The sequence below is a fragment of the Micromonospora sp. GCM10011541 genome (genome assembly GCF_042650725.1).
Classification (GTDB): domain Bacteria; phylum Actinomycetota; class Actinomycetes; order Mycobacteriales; family Micromonosporaceae; genus Micromonospora; species Micromonospora sicca.
Genome location: NZ_JBHSBP010000009.1, coordinates 149,919 through 168,441, shown reverse-complemented (window position 1 = coordinate 168,441; position 18,523 = coordinate 149,919). Strand labels below are relative to the sequence as shown.

The 18,523-nt window shown below is 73.1% G+C and carries 19 protein-coding genes and 1 riboswitch; of the genes, 9 read left to right on the top strand and 10 right to left on the bottom strand.

Annotated elements, in window-relative coordinates:
- Positions 1-39: 39 nt before the first annotated feature.
- Positions 40-693 carry a GTP cyclohydrolase II gene (gene ribA, locus ACFOYX_RS03640; protein ID WP_322439488.1) on the top strand — a complete coding sequence of 218 codons (654 nt, stop codon included), beginning with the start codon at positions 40-42 and terminating at the stop codon, positions 691-693.
- Positions 690-1,382: a dihydrofolate reductase family protein gene (locus ACFOYX_RS03635; RefSeq protein WP_322439487.1), complete on the top strand. Its 693-nt coding sequence runs from the start codon at positions 690-692 to the stop codon at positions 1,380-1,382. Before ribA ends, ACFOYX_RS03635 begins: the two co-directional genes overlap by 4 nt.
- A gap of 10 nt (positions 1,383-1,392) precedes the next feature.
- Here ACFOYX_RS03635 and ACFOYX_RS03630 read toward each other — a convergent pair whose 3' ends face one another.
- The 5 genes from ACFOYX_RS03630 to ACFOYX_RS03610 all read right to left on the bottom strand — a co-directional run bounded on the left by ACFOYX_RS03630 (position 1,393) and on the right by ACFOYX_RS03610 (position 5,895).
- Entirely contained in the window at positions 1,393-2,145 is a 753-nt protein-coding gene (locus ACFOYX_RS03630; RefSeq protein WP_322439486.1) for an amino acid ABC transporter ATP-binding protein, read from the bottom strand.
- On the bottom strand, positions 2,142-2,945 hold the full coding sequence (locus ACFOYX_RS03625) for an amino acid ABC transporter permease (protein WP_322439485.1): 804 nt from the start codon (positions 2,943-2,945) through the stop codon (positions 2,142-2,144). The genes ACFOYX_RS03630 and ACFOYX_RS03625 overlap by 4 nt, the downstream gene beginning before the upstream one ends.
- Before the next feature lie 40 nt (positions 2,946-2,985).
- Positions 2,986-3,858: an ABC transporter substrate-binding protein gene (locus tag ACFOYX_RS03620; RefSeq protein ID WP_322439484.1), complete on the bottom strand. Its 873-nt coding sequence runs from the start codon at positions 3,856-3,858 to the stop codon at positions 2,986-2,988.
- Positions 3,859-3,962: 104 nt separating this feature from the next.
- Positions 3,963-4,094 carry a hypothetical protein gene (locus ACFOYX_RS03615; protein WP_255544393.1) on the bottom strand — a complete coding sequence of 44 codons (132 nt, stop codon included), beginning with the start codon at positions 4,092-4,094 and terminating at the stop codon, positions 3,963-3,965.
- Positions 4,095-4,126: 32 nt separating this feature from the next.
- Positions 4,127-4,238: riboswitch (SAM riboswitch) on the bottom strand.
- 100 nt (positions 4,239-4,338) lie between these two features.
- Complete coding sequence (locus ACFOYX_RS03610) at positions 4,339-5,895, bottom strand: NAD(P)/FAD-dependent oxidoreductase (protein WP_322439483.1); 1,557 nt, start codon at positions 5,893-5,895, stop codon at positions 4,339-4,341.
- Between the two features lie 239 nt (positions 5,896-6,134).
- On the opposite strand from ACFOYX_RS03610, the gene ACFOYX_RS03605 reads away from it, so the two are divergent.
- From ACFOYX_RS03605 to ACFOYX_RS03585, 5 genes are all read left to right on the top strand, one after another.
- Positions 6,135-7,436, top strand: a complete 1,302-nt coding sequence (locus ACFOYX_RS03605) for a hypothetical protein (RefSeq protein ID WP_322439482.1) — start codon at positions 6,135-6,137, stop codon at positions 7,434-7,436.
- A gap of 43 nt (positions 7,437-7,479) precedes the next feature.
- Entirely contained in the window at positions 7,480-8,052 is a 573-nt protein-coding gene (locus ACFOYX_RS03600; RefSeq protein ID WP_322439481.1) for a PadR family transcriptional regulator, read from the top strand.
- Positions 8,049-9,770 (top strand): acyl-CoA dehydrogenase, encoded by a 1,722-nt coding sequence (locus ACFOYX_RS03595; RefSeq protein WP_322439480.1) that lies wholly within the window; start codon positions 8,049-8,051, stop codon positions 9,768-9,770. Before ACFOYX_RS03600 ends, ACFOYX_RS03595 begins: the two co-directional genes overlap by 4 nt.
- Before the next feature lie 266 nt (positions 9,771-10,036).
- Positions 10,037-10,579 (top strand): GNAT family protein, encoded by a 543-nt coding sequence (locus ACFOYX_RS03590; protein WP_322439479.1) that lies wholly within the window; start codon positions 10,037-10,039, stop codon positions 10,577-10,579.
- A 71-nt stretch (positions 10,580-10,650) separates the two neighbouring features.
- Positions 10,651-11,061 carry a hypothetical protein gene (locus ACFOYX_RS03585; RefSeq protein WP_109800766.1) on the top strand — a complete coding sequence of 137 codons (411 nt, stop codon included), beginning with the start codon at positions 10,651-10,653 and terminating at the stop codon, positions 11,059-11,061.
- A gap of 96 nt (positions 11,062-11,157) precedes the next feature.
- Here the strand turns inward: ACFOYX_RS03585 and pgi are convergent, their stop codons facing one another.
- Positions 11,158-12,792, bottom strand: a complete 1,635-nt coding sequence (gene pgi / locus ACFOYX_RS03580) for a glucose-6-phosphate isomerase (RefSeq protein ID WP_322439615.1) — start codon at positions 12,790-12,792, stop codon at positions 11,158-11,160.
- 261 nt (positions 12,793-13,053) lie between these two features.
- Between pgi and ACFOYX_RS03575 the strand changes: the two genes are divergently transcribed.
- Complete coding sequence (locus ACFOYX_RS03575; protein ID WP_322439478.1) at positions 13,054-15,000, top strand: ABC transporter ATP-binding protein; 1,947 nt, start codon at positions 13,054-13,056, stop codon at positions 14,998-15,000.
- A gap of 327 nt (positions 15,001-15,327) precedes the next feature.
- Positions 15,328-15,648, top strand: coding sequence for an RNA 2'-phosphotransferase (locus tag ACFOYX_RS03570; RefSeq protein WP_322439614.1), 321 nt, complete (start codon positions 15,328-15,330; stop codon positions 15,646-15,648).
- 57 nt (positions 15,649-15,705) lie between these two features.
- On the opposite strand, the gene ACFOYX_RS03565 is transcribed toward ACFOYX_RS03570, so the two are convergent.
- The 4 genes from ACFOYX_RS03565 to ACFOYX_RS03550 all read right to left on the bottom strand — a co-directional run bounded on the left by ACFOYX_RS03565 (position 15,706) and on the right by ACFOYX_RS03550 (position 18,296).
- Positions 15,706-17,007 carry a sulfite oxidase gene (locus tag ACFOYX_RS03565; protein ID WP_322439477.1) on the bottom strand — a complete coding sequence of 434 codons (1,302 nt, stop codon included), beginning with the start codon at positions 17,005-17,007 and terminating at the stop codon, positions 15,706-15,708.
- A 117-nt stretch (positions 17,008-17,124) separates the two neighbouring features.
- On the bottom strand, positions 17,125-17,640 hold the full coding sequence (locus tag ACFOYX_RS03560) for an NUDIX domain-containing protein (RefSeq protein ID WP_322439476.1): 516 nt from the start codon (positions 17,638-17,640) through the stop codon (positions 17,125-17,127).
- Positions 17,641-17,685: 45 nt separating this feature from the next.
- Positions 17,686-18,153 carry a hypothetical protein gene (locus tag ACFOYX_RS03555; RefSeq protein ID WP_322439475.1) on the bottom strand — a complete coding sequence of 156 codons (468 nt, stop codon included), beginning with the start codon at positions 18,151-18,153 and terminating at the stop codon, positions 17,686-17,688.
- Positions 18,153-18,296: an NADAR domain-containing protein gene (locus tag ACFOYX_RS03550; protein WP_377533807.1), complete on the bottom strand. Its 144-nt coding sequence runs from the start codon at positions 18,294-18,296 to the stop codon at positions 18,153-18,155. The genes ACFOYX_RS03555 and ACFOYX_RS03550 overlap by 1 nt, the downstream gene beginning before the upstream one ends.
- Between the last annotated feature and the right edge of the window lie 227 nt (positions 18,297-18,523).

Genomic DNA, 18,523 nt, shown 5'->3' with positions numbered 1-18,523 from the left:
GCGGCCGGCCCGTCCGGCGGCACCGGACGGAGGAGAGCAATGGACGAAGCGCTGCCGGCGGCGACGGTCCGGACCCAGGTGACGGTGCCGCTGCGGTTCCCCGACGGGTACGTCACGGACGCCCGGGTCTTCTCGTTCGACGGGCTGGTGGACGGCCGGGAGCATCTCGCGTTCGGCCTCGGTGACTGGGCGGCGACCCTGGACGGGCAGGCCACCGGCGGGCCGCCGCCCCTGGTGCGGCCGCACAGCGAGTGCCTGACCGGGGACGTCTTCGGCAGCCAGCGCTGCGACTGCGGCCCGCAGCTGCGGGAGGCCGTCGAGCGCATCGCCGAGGCCGACGGCTTCCTGCTCTACCTGCGGCAGGAGGGGCGCGGCATCGGCCTGTACGCCAAGCTCGACGCGTACGCCCTGCAGGACGCCGGCCTGGACACCTACGAGGCGAACCTGGCGTTGGGCCGAGGCGCCGACGAGCGCGACTACCGGGTGGCCGCGCAGATGCTGGCCGCGCTGGGCGTGCCCCGGGTCGCCCTGCTCAGCAACAACCCGGACAAGGCCGACCAGCTCGACCGGTTCGGCGTGACGGTGGCCGAGCGGGTGCCGACGGGCGTGCACCTGTCCCCGGCCAACGCCGGCTACCTGGCGGCGAAGGTCCGCCGCGGCGACCACGCCCTCGACCTCCCGTTCGTGCCATGACCGACCGGCCGTACGTGCTGCTCAGCTGCGCGATGTCGATCGACGGGTACATCGACGACGCCTCGGCCGAGCGGTTGCTGCTGTCCAACGCCGACGACCTGGACCGGATCGACGCGGTCCGGGCGGGCTGCGACGCCATCCTGGTCGGCGCGGTCACCGTCCGCCGGGACGACCCGCGGCTGCTGGTGCGCTCCGACCGGCGCCGGGCCGAGCGGGTGGCCCGGGGCCTGCCGCCGTCCCCGGCGAAGGTCACGGTCACCGCCAGCGGGGACCTCGACCCGGCGGCCCGCTTCTTCACCATGGGCGAGGCGACGAAGCTGGTGTACTGCCCGAGCGGCGCGCTGGAGAAGACCCGGGAGCGGCTGGGCGGGGTGGCGACGGTGGTCGACGCCGGCGAGCCGGCCGGTCCCGGGACGCTGCTGGCCGACCTGGCCGCCCGGGGCGTACGCCGGCTGATGGTCGAGGGCGGCGGCACCGTGCACGCGCAGTTCCTCAGCGCCGGACTCGCCGACGAGCTGCACCTGGTGGTCGCGCCGTTCTTCGTCGGCGACGGCCGGGCGCCGCGCTTCGTCGGGGACGGCAGTTTCCCCTGGCACCCGGGACGGCGTGCCCGGGTGCTGGAGGTCCGCCAGATCGGCGACGTGGTGCTGACCCGGTACGCCCTCTCCGACCGCTGCCCGGAGGCCTGAGCTCCGGAGGCTAGAGCACCTGGGCGAGGAAGCGGCGCAGCCGGGGGTGCTCGGGGGATTCGAAGATGGCGGCCGGCTCGCCGGCCTCGAGGACCACGCCGTGGTCCATGAAGGCCACCGTGTCGGCGACCTCGCGGGCGAAGCCCATCTCGTGGGTCACCACCACCATGGTCATGCCGCCGGCGGAGAGGTCGGCCATCACCCCGAGCACCCCCTTCACCAGCTCCGGGTCGAGCGCCGAGGTCGCCTCGTCGAAGAGCATCACCTGCGGTTGCAGGGCCAGGGCGCGGGCGATGGCCACCCGCTGCTGCTGACCGCCGGAGAGGTGCGCGGGACGGGAGTCGGCCTTGGCGGCCAGCCCGACCAGGTCGAGCTGGGTCCGGGCCACCTGCATCGCCTCGTCCTCGGAGAGCTTCCTGATCTTCCGCAGGGCGAGGGTGATGTTGCGCAGCACGGTCATGTGCGGGAAGAGGTTGAACTGCTGGAACACCATGCCGACCCGCTGTCGCAGCGCGTCCGGGTCGTCGCGCAGCACGCTGCGGCCGTCGAGCAGGACGTCGCCGGAGTCCGGCTCGATGAGCCGGTTGATGGTGCGCAGCAGGGTGGACTTGCCGGAGCCGGACGGGCCGATCACGCAGGCCGTCGCGCCCCGGGCCACGTCCAGTTCGGCGCCGCGCAGCACCCGGTTCGCGCCGAAGGCGAGGTGCACGTCCCGGACGCCGAGGCTGACCGAGGTCGTCGTGCCGGTGGTGGTGGTCGTCATCGCTGGTCCTCTCGCTGCGGCGCGGCGGTCTCCGGGGGCAGGGCGACCTGGCCGGCCACGGCCAGCCCGCCGTCGTCGTCGGGGTCGACGGTGATCGCGCGACCCTGGCGCAGGCGCCGGTCGATCCAGTTGACCGCGTGGGTCAGCGGCACGGTCAACGCCAGGTAGAACAGGCCGGCCAGCAGCAGGGCGGACTGGTTGCCGGTGTTCGCCGCGTAGTCCTGCCCGATCCGGAACAGCTCCCGCTGGCTGGCCAGCAGGCCGAGTAAGTAGACCAGGCTGGAGTCCTTGATCAGGGCGATCAGCTGGTTCACCCAGGCCGGCAGCACCCGCCGGACGCCCTGCGGGACGATCACCAGGCGCATCGCCTCGCCCCAGGAGAAGCCGAGCGCCCGGGCCCCCTCCAGCTGCGCCGTCTCGACGCTCTGGATGCCGGCCCGGAAGATCTCACCGATGTACGCGGCGGCGATCAGCGACAGCGCCAGGATCCCCAGCGGGTAGGGGTTCGGGCCCCAGACCTCCATGCCCAGTGGCGCCAGGCCGACGCCGATGAGCAGGATGGTCGCGGCGGCGGGCAGGCCGCGGAAGATGTCGGTGTAGACCCGGGCCGGCCAGCGCAGCCAGCGGCTACGCGAGATGCCGGCGATCGCCAGCAGTATGCCCAGCAGCGAGCCGAGCAGGGCGGCGGAGACCGCCAGGATCAGCGTGTTGGGCAACCCGACGGTCAGCATGTCGGGTAGCGCCTCGCGCATGGAGTCCCAGTCGAAGAAGGTCTCCCACAGGGTGCTCAACGGATCCATCGGAATCTCCTACCGCCCCGCTCGCTCGTGTTCGCGTACGTCAGGAAGCGGCCGACGCCGACGGCGCCGCCGGGCCAGGGACGGCGACCGCGCCGCTGCCGGGCTTGAAGTCGGCCGGGATCGGGCGGCCCGGGTAGTACTGCGCCTGAAGCTTCGTCCAGGTGCCGTCGGCGATGACCTCGTCGAGGCCCTTGTTCAGCGCCTCGCGCAGCTTGTCGTTCCCCTTCGCCACCGCGTACGCGGTTGGGGCCGGGCTGAGCTGCGTGGTCGCCACCGTGATCTTGCCGTTGCTGTCCGCTGCCGACTTGTCACCGATCTCGGCGGGGGCGATCCAGGCGTCGGCGGTGCCGGCCTTGAGCTGGTTGATCGCGCCGTTGTAGTCGGGCACCCGCACCGGGTTCAGGTTCTTGCCGGTGGCGTAGTCGTCCTGCACGGTGCCCTGCACGACCACCACCCGCTTGCCGGCGAGCTGGTCGAAGCCGGTGATCGGCGAGCCGGCCGGCACGTCGAGTCCGAAGTAGCCGAAGTCGTAGCCGTTGCCGAAGTCCACGGTCTTCTTCCGCGCCTCGGTGATGGTGATCGACGAGCTGCCCACGTCGAACTTGCGGTTGTTGACCTGCGACAGCAGCGCCGAGAAGTCGGTGCCGACGAACTCCACCTTCAGCCCCGCCTTGGCGGCGACCGCGGTGAGCAGGTCGTTGTCGAAGCCGGTGAACTTGCCGTCCTTCAGGTACACGTTCGGCGGGGCGTCGGTGAGCGTGCCGGCCCGCAGCACGCCGGGCTGGAGCAGGCCGTACGGGTTGGCGGCCTTGCCGGTGGCGGCGTCGTCGCCGCAGGCGGTGAGGCCGGTCGCGGCGAGGACGGCGGCGGCACCGAGCGCGGCGACGCGGGTCAGGGCGGGAAGGAATCGCACAGGTGTCTCCTGGGTCGGATGGCGGCGTGGGCGCACGCCGCCGACGGCAGGCCCGGGGGCGGGCGAGCCGGAGTGGGTGGTTCGAGGAAGGGGGGTGGTGGCGCTCAGCGCGCGTCGGCGCGGCGACAGGCGTCGCTGCACACCCGCATCAGGTCGACGTGCCGGCGCTTGACCAGTGCGAAGCCGGCCGGGTACGCGACATGGTCGGCGAGCGGGGCGCGAGAGTGAGCAGACATGGTTCCCTCGGGTCGGTGATGACCTGGGTACCAGGCCACGCTTGCACCGGCGTGCTGCCGGTGCCTGGTCTTCACCCGGGGCACCCCACCGCGGAGGAGGGTTGCCGGCCAGCGAGCCGGGGCTTGACGCTGGCGCTCATGACCTGCCGAGAAGGCTAGCAGCAGCGCCACCCCGGCCGTCCAGCCGTTATGACCACGCTCACGTCCACCCGTTACCCGCCCCAGCGGGCGCGTCCCTACCGGCTCAGGGTCGGTGCGCCGACGTGGGGGTGGGGGTGGCCGCCCGCAGCGTGGCCACCCGTCGGAGCCCGTCGGGGTGGGCGGGCACGATCGGCGCGTCCCGTCCGGTGCCGTGCCGCCCGCCGCCGGTCGGGGAGGACCTCTTCTGCTCGTGGTAGTCCTGCTCCACGTTGACCGTCCAGACGTCGTGCCCGGCGCCGTGGGCGATGTTCTCGGCGGTCAGCATCGCCGTCAGCATCGAGTGGTCCTGGTTGTTGTAGCGGTGCATGCCGTTGCGCCCGACCGGGTGCACGTTCGGCACCTCGCGGGCCAGCCAGTCCCGGATCACGTCCACGTTGTGCTGGTACCGCTCGTCGTACACCGGGTAGGCCTTCGGCATCCGGACGACGTGGCCGGCCTCCACGCAGCCGGGCCGGACCAGGCCGAGCCGCTCCAGCTCCGCGGTGGCGAGGGCGACCAGATCCTCGTCCGGGGTACGCCACATCTCGTCGTCCTCGAAGACGAAGTACTCCAGCCCCAGGCAGGTGCGCCCGTCCTTCACCAGGTACGGCGACCAGCAGCCGAAGTTCTGGATCCGCCCCACCTTCGCCGCCGGGTCGTGCACGTAGATCCAGTTGTCCGGGAACGAGAACTCCTCGGGCACGACCAGCGCGACGGTCAGGAAGTCCCGGTAGCGCAGGTCGTCGGCCGCGGCGCGCACCTCGGGCGGGGCGGCCGGGCACAGCGCGTGGACCAGCGCGGAGATCGGCATGGACGAGATCACATGGTCGGCCGGCTCGGTCCGTTCCCCGGCCGCGTCGGCCACCGTCACGCCGGTGGCGCGCCGCGCCGCCGGGTCGCGGTGCACGGCCGTCACCGAGGTTCCGGTACGCACCGAGCCGCCCCGCTTCTCCACCTGCTCGGTGCAGCGCTCCCACATCATCCCGGGCCCGAACTTCGGGTACTGGAACTCCTCGATCAGGCTGGTCACGTCCTTGCGGTTGCGCCTCGGTAGCAGGGCGTTGAGCACCGCCTTGGACAACGACAGGTTCTTGATCCGCTGCGCGGCCCAGTCGGCCTGCAACTGGTCGGCCGGCATCCCCCAGACCTTCTCGGTGTACGTCTTGAAGAACTTCGAGTAGAGCCGCCAGCCGAACCGGGCCGACACCCAGCCCTCGAAGTGCGACTGGTCCTTCGGTGGCCGCAGCCGGGCCCGCCCGTACGAGCCGACGCAGCGCAACGCCTCGACGATGCCCAGGTTGCGCAGCGCGTTGGCGGCGTTGAGCGGGTAGTCGTAGAGCGCGCCCCGGTAGTAGATCCGGCTCATCCTGGGCCGGAGCAGGAAGTCCTCGTCGGGCAGGATCTCGTGCCAGAAGTCCTCGACCCGGGACACCTTGGTGAAGAACCGGTGCCCGCCGATGTCGAAACGCCAGCCGTCCCGCTCCACCGTGCGGCTGATCCCGCCGACCACGTCGTCGGCCTCGAAGACCCGGACCGGCTCGCCGTGCCGGAGCAGCTCGTACGCCGCGGTCAGCCCCGCCGGTCCGGCGCCGATCACGACGGTGCCGTTCTTCTCGTCCATGCTGTCCGAGCCCTCCGCCGCCGTCCGGTCAGTTGCGGCAGCGCGGTTACCCGGCCTGCCCCCGATTTCACCTTCCGGTGCGGCGCGAATCTCGCCGGTCCCCGGCCAGCCAGCCGCCCCGCGGCCCGCCGCGCCAGACGATCATTGCCGGGCAGGTGTCAACGGCCGCGGAACGGGGATGCCGGGCGACGGTTCGCGGCCCCGGGCGGTCGCGGGCGGGGGCGACGCGTGGGGGACGGATGGTGGACGGGCGGCGGGCCGGCGCGGCCGACGCGCCCGCCATGGACCGGCCGGAAGCGGAGGCCCGGCTGCGCCGCACCGGCCGGAGGGTGTCCGGGCTCGCCGCCCGGGTGCCCGCCCCGTGGGGGTTCGTGCTGGCGGTCTTCGTCGGTTCGAAGGTCGTGCTCAGCCTGGTCGGCGTGATCGCGTTGAGCGCCTGGGACGGCGTGCCCGGCGCGCCGCCCGCCGACGAGGTGATGATGCGCGTCCAGCAGGACGCCGTCTCGCCGTACCGGTGGATCTCGCTCTGGTTCGCCTGGGACTCGTTCCTCTACGACCACCTGGCCCAGCTCCCGCTCGACCGGCCCTGGCGGGACTTCGGCTTCCCGCTGCTGTATCCGTTCCTGGCCCGCCCGCTCGCGCCGCTGCTGGGTGGGCACACCGCGTGGGCCCTGCTGCTGGTCAGCAACCTCGCCCTGATCTTCCAGCTCTACTACGCCCACCAGCTCGGCGCCCGCCTGCTCGGGTCCGGCTCGGCGGGCGGACCGGCGGATGGCGCGGCGGGTGGCGACGACCCGGCGGCGGGTCGGCGCTTCGTCCGCTACCTGCTGCTCCTGCCGACCGCCTTCCTGTTCCAGGCGGCGCTGACCGAGTCGCTCTTCCTCTGCCTCGCGCTGGCCGCCTTCTGGTACGCCGAGCGGCGCCGCTGGCTGCTGGTGGGGATCGTCGGCTACTTCCTGGCGCTGAGCCGCTCGGTCGGCTTCCTGGTGGTGGTTCCCCTCGCGCTGGTCCTGCTGCGCCAGCACGGATACCGGCTGGACCCCCGCACGCTGGGGCGGTACCTGCGGCAGGGCTGCCCGCTGCTGCTCGTACCGGCCGGCTGGCTGACCTTTATGGCGTTCTGCCGCTGGCAGTCCGGCGACTGGTACGCGTACAAGCACGCCCAGGAGAAGGGCTGGGGGATCAGCGTGCAGAACCCGTTCCGGGTGGCCTACGCGGCACTGACCGGGGACAACAGCGCCGACGCCCTGCGGGTCTGGTGCGCCGTGGCCGTCCTGGTTGTCGTCGTGGCCGGGATGCGCTGGGCCGAGCTGCCGTACCTGGTCTACACGGCGATCGTGGTGCTGGTGCCGCTGTCGATGGGCCCGCCGGTGCACAAGAGCCTGCTGCGCTACCTGCTCGCCGCGTTCCCGGTCGGCCTGGTGCTGGCCCGGTGGGCCCGCCGGGCCACCCTCGACACCTGGCTGACCGCCGCGCTGGCGCTGCTCCAGGGAGCGCTCTTCGTGGTCTGGCTGACCTACTGGACGCACTTCATCATCTGAACCCGGCCTTGCTATGCAACGAGTTGCATAGCAAGATGCTGGCATGTCGCTGGAGCACGCCATCCTGGTCTCGCTGCTGGAGCAGCCCGCCTCCGGGTACGAGCTGGCCCGCCGCTTCGACCGCTCGATCGGCCGCTTCTGGACCGCCACCCACCAGCAGATCTACCGGGTGCTCAAGCGGATGGCGGCGGACGACTGGATCGCGGGCGAGGAGGTCGGCCAGGAAGGACTGCCCGACAAGAGGGTCTGGTCGGCCACGCCGGCCGGCCGGGCCGCGCTGGTCACCTGGCTGCACGCCCCGGTACAACCCGAGGCGGTCCGGCACGAGCTGGCCGTCAAGATCCGCGGCGCGGCGTTCGACGACCCCGCCGGCCGCGCCGCGCTGGCCACCGAGGTCGAGCGGTACCGCGCCGACCACGAGGCCACCCTCGCCGGCTACCTGGCCGGCGAGCGCCGCGACTTCCCGGACCCCGACGCGCTGGACGCCCGCGAGTCGCTCCAGCACGTCGTGCTGCGCGGCGGCATCGCGTACGAGCGGATGGTGCTGGCCTGGCTCGACGACGTCCTGGCCACCCTCCGCGACCTCGACCCCCCGACCAGGAAGGCGACTCCGTGACCGACCCGCTGCTGCTCAACCCGCACAGTTACGACCCCACCCACCTCGACGAGCCCTCCCGCCGGCTGCTGCGGGCCACCGTCGACTGGTTCGAGTCTCGCGGCAAGCGGGCGCTCGTGGACGGCTACAACCGGCGCGACTGGTACGGCGACTTCCTCGACTTCGCCGCCAAGGAGGGGCTCTTCGCCACCTTGCTCACCCCTGCGGCGGACGCCGGCGGCCACCCGGACAAGCACTGGGACACCGCGCGCAACGCGGCGCTGAGCGAGATCCTCGGCTTCTACGGGCTCGGCTACTGGTACACCTGGCAGGTCACGGTCCTCGGCCTCGGCCCGGTCTGGCAGAGCGGCAACGCCGCCGCCCGGGCCCGTGCGGCCCAACTGCTCGACGAGGGCCACGTGATGGCCTTCGGGCTCTCCGAGCGCCCGCACGGCGCCGACATCTACTCCACCGACATGGTGCTCACCCCCGACGGCGCGGGCGGCTTCCGGGCCACCGGCGGCAAGTACTACATCGGCAACGGCAACGTCGCCGGGCTGGTCTCCGTCTTCGGCCGCCGGGCCGACGTCGAGGGTCCCGACGGGTACGTCTTCTTCGCCGCCGACAGCCGGCACCCCGCGTACCGGCTGGTCCGCAACGTGGTGAACGCGCAGATGTACGTCAGCGAGTTCCGGCTCGAGGACTACCCGGTCCGCGCCGAGGACCTGCTGCACACCGGCCGGGCCGCCTTCGACGCCGCGCTGAACACCGTCAACGTCGGCAAGTTCAACCTCTGCACCGCGTCCATCGGCATCTGCGAGCACGCCATGTACGAGGCGGTCACCCACGCCCACAACCGGGTCCTGTACGGCCGCCCGGTGACCGACTTCCCGCACGTCCGCCGCGAGCTGACCGACGCGTACGCCCGCCTGGTCGCGATGAAGCTGTTCAGCGACCGGGCGGTCGACTACTTCCGCTCGGCCGGCCCGGACGACCGGCGGTACCTGCTGTTCAACCCGATGACCAAGATGAAGGTCACCACCGAGGGCGAGAAGGTCATCGACCTGCTCTGGGACGTGATCGCCGCGAAGGGCTTCGAGGCGGACACCTACTTCGACAAGGCCGCCAGGGACATCCGGGGCCTGCCGAAGCTGGAGGGGACGGTGCACGTCAACCTGGCGCTGATCCTCAAGTTCATGGCGAACTACCTGTTCCAGCCGGCGGAGTTTCCCCCGGTGCCCACCCGGCACGACCCGACGGACGACGGGTTCCTGTTCCGGCAGGGCCCGGCCCGCGGCCTCGGCGCGATCCGCTTCCACGACTGGCGCGCCGCGTACGACGCGCACGCCGCGGTGCCGAACGTGGCCCGGTTCCGGGAGCAGGCCGACGGGCTCTGCGCGTTGCTCGCCGCGCACGCCCCGGACGAGGCCCAGCAGCGGGACCTGGACTTCCTGCTCGCCCTCGGCCAGCTCTTCGCCCTGGTCGTCTACGGCCACCTCGTCCTGGAGCAGGCGGAGCTGACCGGCCTCGACGCCGACCTGATCGACGAGATCTTCGACCTGCTGGTCCGCGACTTCTCCGCGCACGCCACCGAGCTGCACGGCAAGGCGGCCACCACGGAGGAGCAGGCCGCCTGGGCGCTGGCCCACGTCCGACGCCCGGTGCGCGACGCCGAGCGCACCGCCCGGGTCTGGCAGCGGGTGGCCGCCCTCGCCGGGACGTACGAGATGCGGCCCTGACGGCACGCCCGCGCCCGCCGGCTCGGGCGATCCCGGCGTCGCTCGATGGTCGCGTCGCTCGTGATGGGCCCGGTTCCCGGAGCCGGCCGGACAAGGCACCCAACTGCGCTACGAACCTGATGACGCAGATGAATCACCGGCATCCGCCGGCCCTCAGCCGATCCCGCTACGTCATCAGGTTCGTCGGCAGTGACCAGGAACAGCCCTGCCTGCCCACCCAGCCCGCCCGGCCGCTGTGCGGGCGCTCGGGCTGTTAGGTTGCTGCCGTGTTCGCGATCGCCCTGACCCCTGACGCCGAGCTGCGTCCGCTCGACCCCTGGCGGGCCGAGGAGTTCCTGGCCAACCTCGACCGGTGCCGGAAGCACATCGCCCCGTGGGTGTCGCCGTCCTTCGTCGCCACCGACCCTGCGTCCGCGCGCCGGGTGCTGCAGAACTACGCCGACCGGTGGGCGCGGGACGGCGGCGGCATCTGGGGCATCTGGCTCGACGGCACCCTGGTCGGCGGTGTGCTCTTCGTGTCCTTCGACGTGACGACCGGGGTCTGCGAGGCCGGCTGCTGGCTGGAGCCGGGCGCGGAGGGACGGGGCCTGGCCACGCTCGCCGCCCGCCGGATCATCGACTGGGCGATCCGGGAGCGCGGCATCCACCGGGTGGAGTGGCACACCAACGCGGCCAACGCCCCCAGCATCGCCGTCGCCCGCCGCCTCGGGATGCGCCGCGACGGTACGCTCCGCCAGGTCCTCCCCGGTCCCGGCGGGCGGATCGACCTGGAGATCTGGTCGGTGCTGGCTCCAGAGTGGACGGCCTGACCCACGCCGCCTCCCGGCCCCCGGCCGCGCTCGACCGAGGTTTTGTCGTACCCGGACGTCAACATGCGTCCATGGCTGCCCCCGCCCTGGCCCACCGGACCGACCCGCCGCGCGCCCTGCCGCTGCGAGAGGTCCGCACCCGGCTCACCCAACTCGTCGCCCTGGCCGAGCTGACCGACACGGTCACCGTGGTCACCCGCGACGGTGATCCCCGGCCGGTCGCGGCGATCGTGCCCGCCTCCGCCGCCCGCACGGCCGCCCAGGCCCGCGCCGACGCCGAGCGGGTCGCCGCGGTCACCGCCGGCTGGGCCCGCCGCCTGGAGGAACTGCACCGGCAGAGCAGCCGGCGGCACGCGGCCGAGCTGCGCGCCGTCACCGACGCCCTGGCCGAGGTCTGGGCCGAGCTGGACCGCCGGGTGCCGGCCGCTGACCCGGCGCTGGCCCGGCTGCGCGCCGCCCACGCCGACCTGCTGCGCGACTGACCCGGCCCGCGGGCGGAGCGGCGAGCCGTGGGGCCGCTGTCGTCCCGGCGCCGGTGGCGGCTGCCCCGGACGGGTCGCCGCCACCCGCGTACGGCGTCAGCCCCGGCCGCGCTGGTGGCGGTAGCGGCGGATCAACGCGGCGGTCGAGGAGTCCACGTCGCCGAGGTCCTCGCCGGTTCCGGTGAGCTTGGGCGCGAGCTGGTTGGCCATCACCTTGCCCAGCTCGACGCCCCACTGGTCGAACGGGTTGATGTTCCACACCGTGCCCTCGGTGAAGACGATGTGCTCGTAGAGGGCGATCAGCTGGCCGAGGGTGGCCGGGGTGAGCTTCGGCGCGATGATCGAGGTGGTCGGGTGGTTGCCCGGCATCACCCGGTGCGGCACCACGTCGGCCGGGGTGCCCTCCGCCTCGACCTGCTCGCGGGTGCGGCCGAAGGCCAGCGCGGCGGTCTGCGCGAAGAAGTTCGACATGAACAGGTCGTGCATGTCGCCCAGGTCGTGGTTGGGCTGGCTGAACGCGATGAAGTCGGCCGGGATGAGCAGCGTCCCCTGGTGGATGAGCTGATAGAAGGCGTGCTGGCCGTTGGTGCCGGGCTCGCCCCAGAAGATCTCCCCGGTCGGGTACGTGACCGGCTTGCCGTCGACGGTCACCGACTTGCCGTTGCTCTCCATGGTGAGCTGCTGGAGGTACGCCGGGAACCGGTGCAGGTACTGCGAGTACGGCAGCACCGCGTGGGTGTGCGCGCCGAGGAAGTCGGTGTACCAGACGTTGAGCAGGCCGAGCAGCGCCGGCAGGTTCCGCTCGACCGGCGTGGTGCGGAAGTGCTCGTCGACGGCGTGGTAGCCGGCCAGCATCTCCCGGAACCGCGCCGACCCGATGGCCAGCATCAACGACAGCCCGACGGCGGACGGCAGCGAGTACCGGCCGCCCACCCAGTCCCAGAAGCCGAACATGTTCTCCGGGTCGATGCCGAAGTCGCGGACCCGCTGCTCGTTGGTGCTGACCGCGACGAAGTGCCGGGCGATCGCCGGGTCGTCGGCGTCCAGCCCGGCGAGCAGCCAACGGCGCGCCTGGTTGGCGTTGGCCAGCGTCTCCTGAGTGGAGAACGTCTTGCTGGCCACGATGAACAGCGTGGTCGCCGGGTCCAGGTCGGTGGTCTTGTCGTGGATGTCGGTGGGGTCGATGTTGGAGACGAAGCGGCAGGTGATGCCGGCGTCCCGGTAGGCCTTCAACGCCTCGTACGCCATCACCGGGCCGAGGTCGGACCCGCCGATGCCGATGTTCACCACGGTGCTGATCCGCTCGCCGGTGTGCCCGCGCCAGTTGCCGGAGCGGACCCGCTCGGCGAAGGCGGACATCCGGTCGTGCAGGGCGTGCACGTCGGCGACCACGTCCTGCCCGTCCACCACCAGGCTCGCCTCGCGGGGCAGGCGCAGCGCGGTGTGCAGGACGGCCCGGTCCTCGGTGGAGTTGATGTGCGCGCCGGAGAACATGGCGGCGATCCGGTCGGTCAGCCGGACCCGCTCGGCGAGGGCGGTGAGCAGCCCCAGCGTCTCGTCGGTGATGAGGTTCTTGCTGTAGTCGACGTGCAGGTCGGCGACGTCGCCGGTGAGCCGCTCGCCCCGCTGCCCGTCGGCGGCGAACAGCTCCCGCAGGTGGGTGCCGCGCATCGCCTCGGCGTGCTTGCGCAGGGCCTGCCATTCGTCCGTGGTGGTGACGTCCACAGCCATCGGGTCGATCTTCTCCTTCACGACGGGTCTGTCAGCGGGCCGTCGTCGCGCCCGCTGCCGGCGACTCCACCAGCCTGCCACCCGGGGCGGGTCGGCGCGACGCGACCCGACATCGCCCATCCGGTGGAACCGCGCCGGGGTGGCCGCCGGGCGGCACTGCGGTTGGGACGCCTGTTCGACACGCCGATCACCCCGAGACAGCAGTCGGTCGCCGAACGTAAGCTCCGGGTCGGTTGTGGTTCGTACCGGTGAGGAGGCGCCATGGCGACGGTGATCGGTCCCCGCCACCCGGCCGAGGAGGACGGCCCGGCCGACGGCGACGCCGGCCCGGCGTTGCCGGAGCTGGAGGACGGTCACTGGATGCACCGGGCGACCGAGTTCGCGCACACCAGCTTCAAGTCCATGGCCCGGCGCCTGCCGGCGCTGGTCCGGGAGGCGGTCGTGCTGGCCTGGGGCACCAGCCGCCGGGACACCGCCGCCTCCATTGGTCTCAACGTCGCGGCCGGCGTGATGACCACCCTGGGTCTGCTGGCCACGACCGGCGTGCTCCGCCAGCTCTTCGCCGCCGGCCCGACCCCCGACCGGATCCGCGCCGCGCTGCCAGCGCTGGCTCTCGCCGCGTTCGCGGTGACGGTCAAGGGCGCGTTGACCGTGGCCGCCGGCTGGGCGCAGGCCCGGCTGATCCCGCAGATCAACTACCAGGTGGAGCTGCGGCTCTTCGAGACGACCACCGCGGTGGAGTTGGCCGCGTTCGACGACGCGGGGTTCGCCGAGGAGATGGACCGCGCCCGGGACCGCGGCATGGCGGAGGCGGCGTCGATCGTCGACCACACCGTCAACCTGGTCACCGGAGTGGTGGGCGTGCTGGCCACCGCCGCCGCGGTGACGGTGGTCCAACCGGTGCTGCTGCCCTGCCTGCTGCTCGCCGCGGTGCCGGAGGCGGTGACGGCGGTGCGGATGGCCCGCCGCCAGTATCTCGCCATGCTGGCCCGGATCACCCGCCGCCGTCGGATGTGGATGCTGGCTCATCTGATGGCGGAGCGGCGCACGGCCGCCGGGGTCCGCGCGTACCAGATGCGGGAGTTCCTGCTCACCGAGTTCCGCCGGATGATGGCGGCGGAGACCCGGGCCGAGCTGCGGCTGGCCCGCTCGCAGAGCACCACCCGGGCGGCCGGCATGTCGGTGACCGGCATCGCCGCCTTCGGCGTCTACGCGGTTCTCGGCGGGTTGCTGCTGAGCGGCGTGGTCGCGCTGGCCGCCGCGGCCACCGCCCTGCTGGCGTTGCAGTCCGCCCGGTCCTCGCTGCGGATCGCGGTGTTCGCCACGAACTCCCTCTACGAGGACGCGCTCTACTACCAGGACTACCGGGACTTCCTCGACCGGGCCCGGCAGCGCGTCCCGACCGGCGGCGGTCGGCCCGTCGACGGCTTCGACCGGATCGAGCTGGACCGGGTGACCCTGCGTTACCCGGACACCGACAAGGCCGCCGTGGACGGGGTCAGCGTCAGCATCCGGCGCGGCGAGGTGGTCGCCCTGGTGGGGGAGAACGGCTCCGGCAAGACCACGCTGGCCAAACTCATCGCGGGTCTCTACCGGCCGACCGACGGGGCCATCCGCTGGGACGGCGTCGACGTCGGCGAGCTGGACCCGCGGCAGACCGGCGCCCAGGTCGCGGTGATGAGCCAGGACTGGTGGAGATTCCCGTTCACCGCCGGGCAGAACATCCGGGTCGGCCGGCACGACCGGCCGGCCGACCGGCCCGGTCCGAGCGTCGAGGACGCCGCCCGCGGCGCCGCCGCGCACGACATGATCACCGATCTGCCGTACGGCTACGACACGCTGCTCGACCGGCAGTTCAAGGACGGCCAGGACCTCTCCGGCGGCCAGTGGCAGCGGCTCGTGGCCGCCCGCGGCCTCTACCGGGACGCCCCGCTGCTGATCTGCGACGAGCCCTCCGCGGCCCTCGACGCCCGGGCCGAACACGCGCTCTTCCAGCACCTGCGGCGGCACCCGGAGCGGGCGGTCGTGCTGATCACCCACCGGCTGGCCAACGTCCGGCACGCCGACCGGATCTTCGTGCTGGACCACGGCCGGCTGATCCAGCAGGGCAACCACGACGAGCTGATGGCGCAGGACGGCCCCTACCGGGAGTTGTTCGAGCTGCAGGCCGCCGGATACCGGGCGGGCGCGGGGGAGGCCACCGTCTGACCCCTCGGGCTGCGCCCACCGCCGGAGGCTCCGCTGTGCTGGACGCCGCCGCCGGGCCCGCGGCAGGATTCCCGGAATGCTTCCGCCGACCCTTCGCCGCGCCGGCGCCGCCGCGTACCCGCACGGGCTGGACGTGGCCGGCCAGCCACTCCGCCTCGGACGCGTCCGACCCGGCCTTGCCGCAGCTCGGCCAGCGGCTGCGGCTCAAGCGGTCGGTGGACGTGTCCCGGTTGCCCCGGCAGGCCCGGATCGTCGCCGAGGCCATGCAGCGGTACGGCCTGATCGTCGCCGACCACGGCTCGGCGTGGTTCCTGTCCGGCGCGCCGGATCCGGGCCAGCCAGGGGCACTCCATCGCGGTCGATCTCGGGCTGGCCCCGACGCCACCGCCGGACCGGCTCTACCACGGCACGAGCGCCGCGGTGGTGCCGGCCATCCTGGCCGAAGGCCTGCGTCGCGGCGCCCGGCACCACGTCCATCTCTCGCCCGACCTGCAGACCGCCCGTCGGGTGGGCGCCCGGCGGGGCGGCCCGGTGGCGATCCTCACCGTCGACGCGGCGGCGATGGCCCGGGACGGCCACCTCTTCTACCGCAGTGCGAACGGCGTGTGGCTCGCCGACGCCGTCCCCGCCGCCTACCTCACCGGCTGACCTCCACCCGCCGCGGTCCCGCCCGTGGCGTCCCTTCGGGTCGCGCGGGTCGCGGGGTCAGGCCACGGTCACCGGGTGCCGGACGACGCCGTCGAAGAGGTACCCGAGGTCGTTGTGGCCGGCGGTGTCGGGCTGGCCGGCCCCGGTGACGTCGGTGGCCCGGGCGCGCAGCGTCCACCGGCCGGGGGCGGGCGGCCGCCAGACGGCCGTCCAGCGCTGCCACGCCCCGCCCCGGTCGGCGGCGACCAGCTCGGCGGGGCGCCAGTCGTCGTCGCCGGTGCTGACCTCGACCCGGGCGATCGGCCCGTTGCCGGACCAGGACCGGCCGCGCAGCAGCACCTCGGGGCCCGCCGGGATGCGGGCGTTCCAGGCCAGCTCGAAGGCGCTCTTCACCGACTGGGCGGCCAGCACCCCGCCGCCCGTGGGATGCCCGGAGCCGAACATCCGGTAGAACTGGGTGTTCCAGGGCGAGAAGAGGGGAGTGGCGGAGACCTCCACCGCCCCCACCCACTTGATCGAGGAGATGCCGATCCAGCCGGGCACCACCACCCGCACCGGGTAGCCGTGGTCGGCCGGGAGCGGCTCGCCGTTCATCTCGTACGCCAGCAGCACGTCGTCGAGGGCCTTGCCGACCGGCAGCGGCCGGCGTACCCGGCCGAGGTTCACCCCGCCGGTGACGTAGTCCGGGTCCAGCCCCTCCGGCATCACGTCGACCGCCGCGTCGGTGAGGCCGGCCAGCCGGAGCACCGTGCCCAGTCGTACGCCCCGCCAGCGCGCGACACCGACCCCGCCGAGGCCCCAGGCCACGCCGGGGGCGGGATCGTCCTGCTGCTCGGCAAAGTAGCGGCGTCCGTTGCCCGCGCACTCGATCAGCGCGATGTGCTCCTCGGCGGGCAGCCCCCGCAGGTCGGCGAGGTCGAACTCGACCGGGTCGGGCCGGGTCGGCGTACCGCGCAGCCCGGTGCCGAAGAGGCGCAGCCGCCAGGCGTCGGCGTCCAGCCTGGGTGTCACGGTGTGGTTGCGGACGAAGAAGCGGTCGTTGGGGACGACGTGCCCCTGCCCGGCCATCGCCTCCCAGCGCATCTCGGCGTTGGTGTCCAGCCGCCGGAACACGTGCGGCGGCAGCGGCTTGGCGATGGGCGCCTCGGCGGCTCCGGACCCCGGGTCGACGCCGACCGGGGCGGGGGCGACGGCGACCGGCTCCCGCTCCTCGGCGGCGGCGGTGACGGCGGCCATGGCGGCGCCCAGCTCCAGCAGTTCCTGACGGGGGACCCCGTCGCAGCGGGCGTCCCCGGCGAGCCACTGCCGGGTCCGGCGGGTGTCGTGCTCGACTTCGTCCTGGGACAGGGGGCGTGACAAGGGGGACCTCCGGGCTCGGCGACGCTGCATTCCTATTCAATCAGTAGAAATAGCCGTCGATCAGAGCCGGTGGTGGCGTGGCAGTGTCGGCGCGCGGTGGCACGAGGGTGAAGGGGATCAGACCGGGGACTTGCCGGCCAGGAAGTCGGCCAGCGCCCGGGTGTGGGTGGAGAAGGCCAGCTCGACCGGCTCGGTGAGGACCAGCCACTCCGTGGCCTCCTCGGTCGGCGCGGACGGCGGCAACTCCTCGGCCGCCCGCTCGGGCAGCACGCCGAAGACCATCATGGTGCCGCCGGCCGGTGCCCCGTGCACCGCGAAGAGCCGTGCCTGGTCGGCCTCGGCCAGCAGTCCGGTCTCCTCGCGCAGCTCCCGGACCAGCGCCTCCGACCACTCCTCGCCGTACTCGATGAACCCGCCGGGCAGCGCGAGCTGGCCACGGGCCGGCTCGATGTCGCGGCGGACCACCACCACCCCCAGGCCGGCCGCCGTGCGTACCGGCAGCAGCGCCACCGCGACCGGCAGCGGGTTGCGCCAGACTGTCTGGCCGCAGGCCGCGCAGACGCGCGGCCAGCCGGCTCCCGCCGGGTAGGTCACGCCGCAGTACGAGCAGTGCGAGTACGGTGCGCCGGTCACGCCGCAGCACGTTACCCGCCTGACGTGTGGGCGGCGTGGCGACTGTCAGTCGTCGGTGGGCCGGCGGCGACGCCCCTCGGGGGTGAACCAGCAGGACTCGCCGAACGGCGAGGCGTCCTCCCGAGCCAGGAGCAGCACCAGTCCGTCATCGACCGGCTGGTCGTAGTCGTTCCATAGGTGCAGGCAGAGCAGCGGCCGGGGCGGGTCGGCGGCGTAGAGCAGCGTCCTCGGGTAGCGGGGGTTGGTGCCGCCGAGGAGGACCGAGGGTGACCCGAAGCGGGTGAGCACGTCGCCGACTGTCCGGTCATCGGCGACCCACTCCGGCAGGGCGGCGCACATCTCGGCGTGCTTGTCCGGCGTGAGTACCCGTTCGGTGTGCAGCCAGCCGATCCGATGTGCGAACCCGGCGTAGACCGAGGCGACCGCGTCATGGTGGCGCAGCCATTCGCCGGGCAGCAGGCGGCGGAACGCGCCGCGCACTCCAAGCGGAGTGAACCACCGCCGTTCGGTCATCAGCCGGAGCTCCGCCGACCAGGCGTCCTCGACGCCGTCGGCGAAGTGGTCAGGATCCGCTCCGCGATCCGGGCGTCGCCGAAGAGGGTGGCCTTGTGCCACATCATCCAGTGCTCGGCGGTGACGTACGTCCGGCCGTCCACGGTGAACGGCGCCGGCCACCTGACTCAGGCAACCGGCGCCGACGCTGCCGTCGCGCTGCGGCCGATGCCCCCAGAAGTGCAGGTACTTGACCCGTCGTCCGCTCCGGACGGTCTCGACGAGGTCGGCGACGGATCGTGGCGACATGGCCGACAGTCTGCCCGAGGACAACGAATGCCCGCTTCCGCGTTTCGCCGCTAGCCGGCGGGAGGAAACCGGCTCGCTTCGC

Excerpts from the sequence above, each read along its gene's own strand:
- ACFOYX_RS03605 (WP_322439482.1), top strand. The coding sequence starts at position 6,135 with ATGGTGGACGGGCGGCGGGCCGGCGCGGCCGACGCGCCCGCCATGGAC.
- ACFOYX_RS03555 (WP_322439475.1), bottom strand. The coding sequence starts at position 18,153 with ATGACCGAACGGCGGTGGTTCACTCCGCTTGGAGTGCGCGGCGCGTTC.
- ACFOYX_RS03575 (WP_322439478.1), top strand. The coding sequence starts at position 13,054 with ATGGCGACGGTGATCGGTCCCCGCCACCCGGCCGAGGAGGACGGCCCG.
- ACFOYX_RS03615 (WP_255544393.1), bottom strand. The coding sequence starts at position 4,094 with ATGTCTGCTCACTCTCGCGCCCCGCTCGCCGACCATGTCGCGTACCCG.
- pgi (WP_322439615.1), bottom strand. The coding sequence starts at position 12,792 with ATGGCTGTGGACGTCACCACCACGGACGAATGGCAGGCCCTGCGCAAG.
- ACFOYX_RS03610 (WP_322439483.1), bottom strand. The coding sequence starts at position 5,895 with ATGGACGAGAAGAACGGCACCGTCGTGATCGGCGCCGGACCGGCGGGG.
- ACFOYX_RS03625 (WP_322439485.1), bottom strand. The coding sequence starts at position 2,945 with ATGGATCCGTTGAGCACCCTGTGGGAGACCTTCTTCGACTGGGACTCC.
- ribA (WP_322439488.1), top strand. The coding sequence starts at position 40 with ATGGACGAAGCGCTGCCGGCGGCGACGGTCCGGACCCAGGTGACGGTG.
- ACFOYX_RS03635 (WP_322439487.1), top strand. The coding sequence starts at position 690 with ATGACCGACCGGCCGTACGTGCTGCTCAGCTGCGCGATGTCGATCGAC.
- ACFOYX_RS03600 (WP_322439481.1), top strand. The coding sequence starts at position 7,480 with ATGTCGCTGGAGCACGCCATCCTGGTCTCGCTGCTGGAGCAGCCCGCC.
- ACFOYX_RS03585 (WP_109800766.1), top strand. The coding sequence starts at position 10,651 with ATGGCTGCCCCCGCCCTGGCCCACCGGACCGACCCGCCGCGCGCCCTG.
- ACFOYX_RS03630 (WP_322439486.1), bottom strand. The coding sequence starts at position 2,145 with ATGACGACCACCACCACCGGCACGACGACCTCGGTCAGCCTCGGCGTC.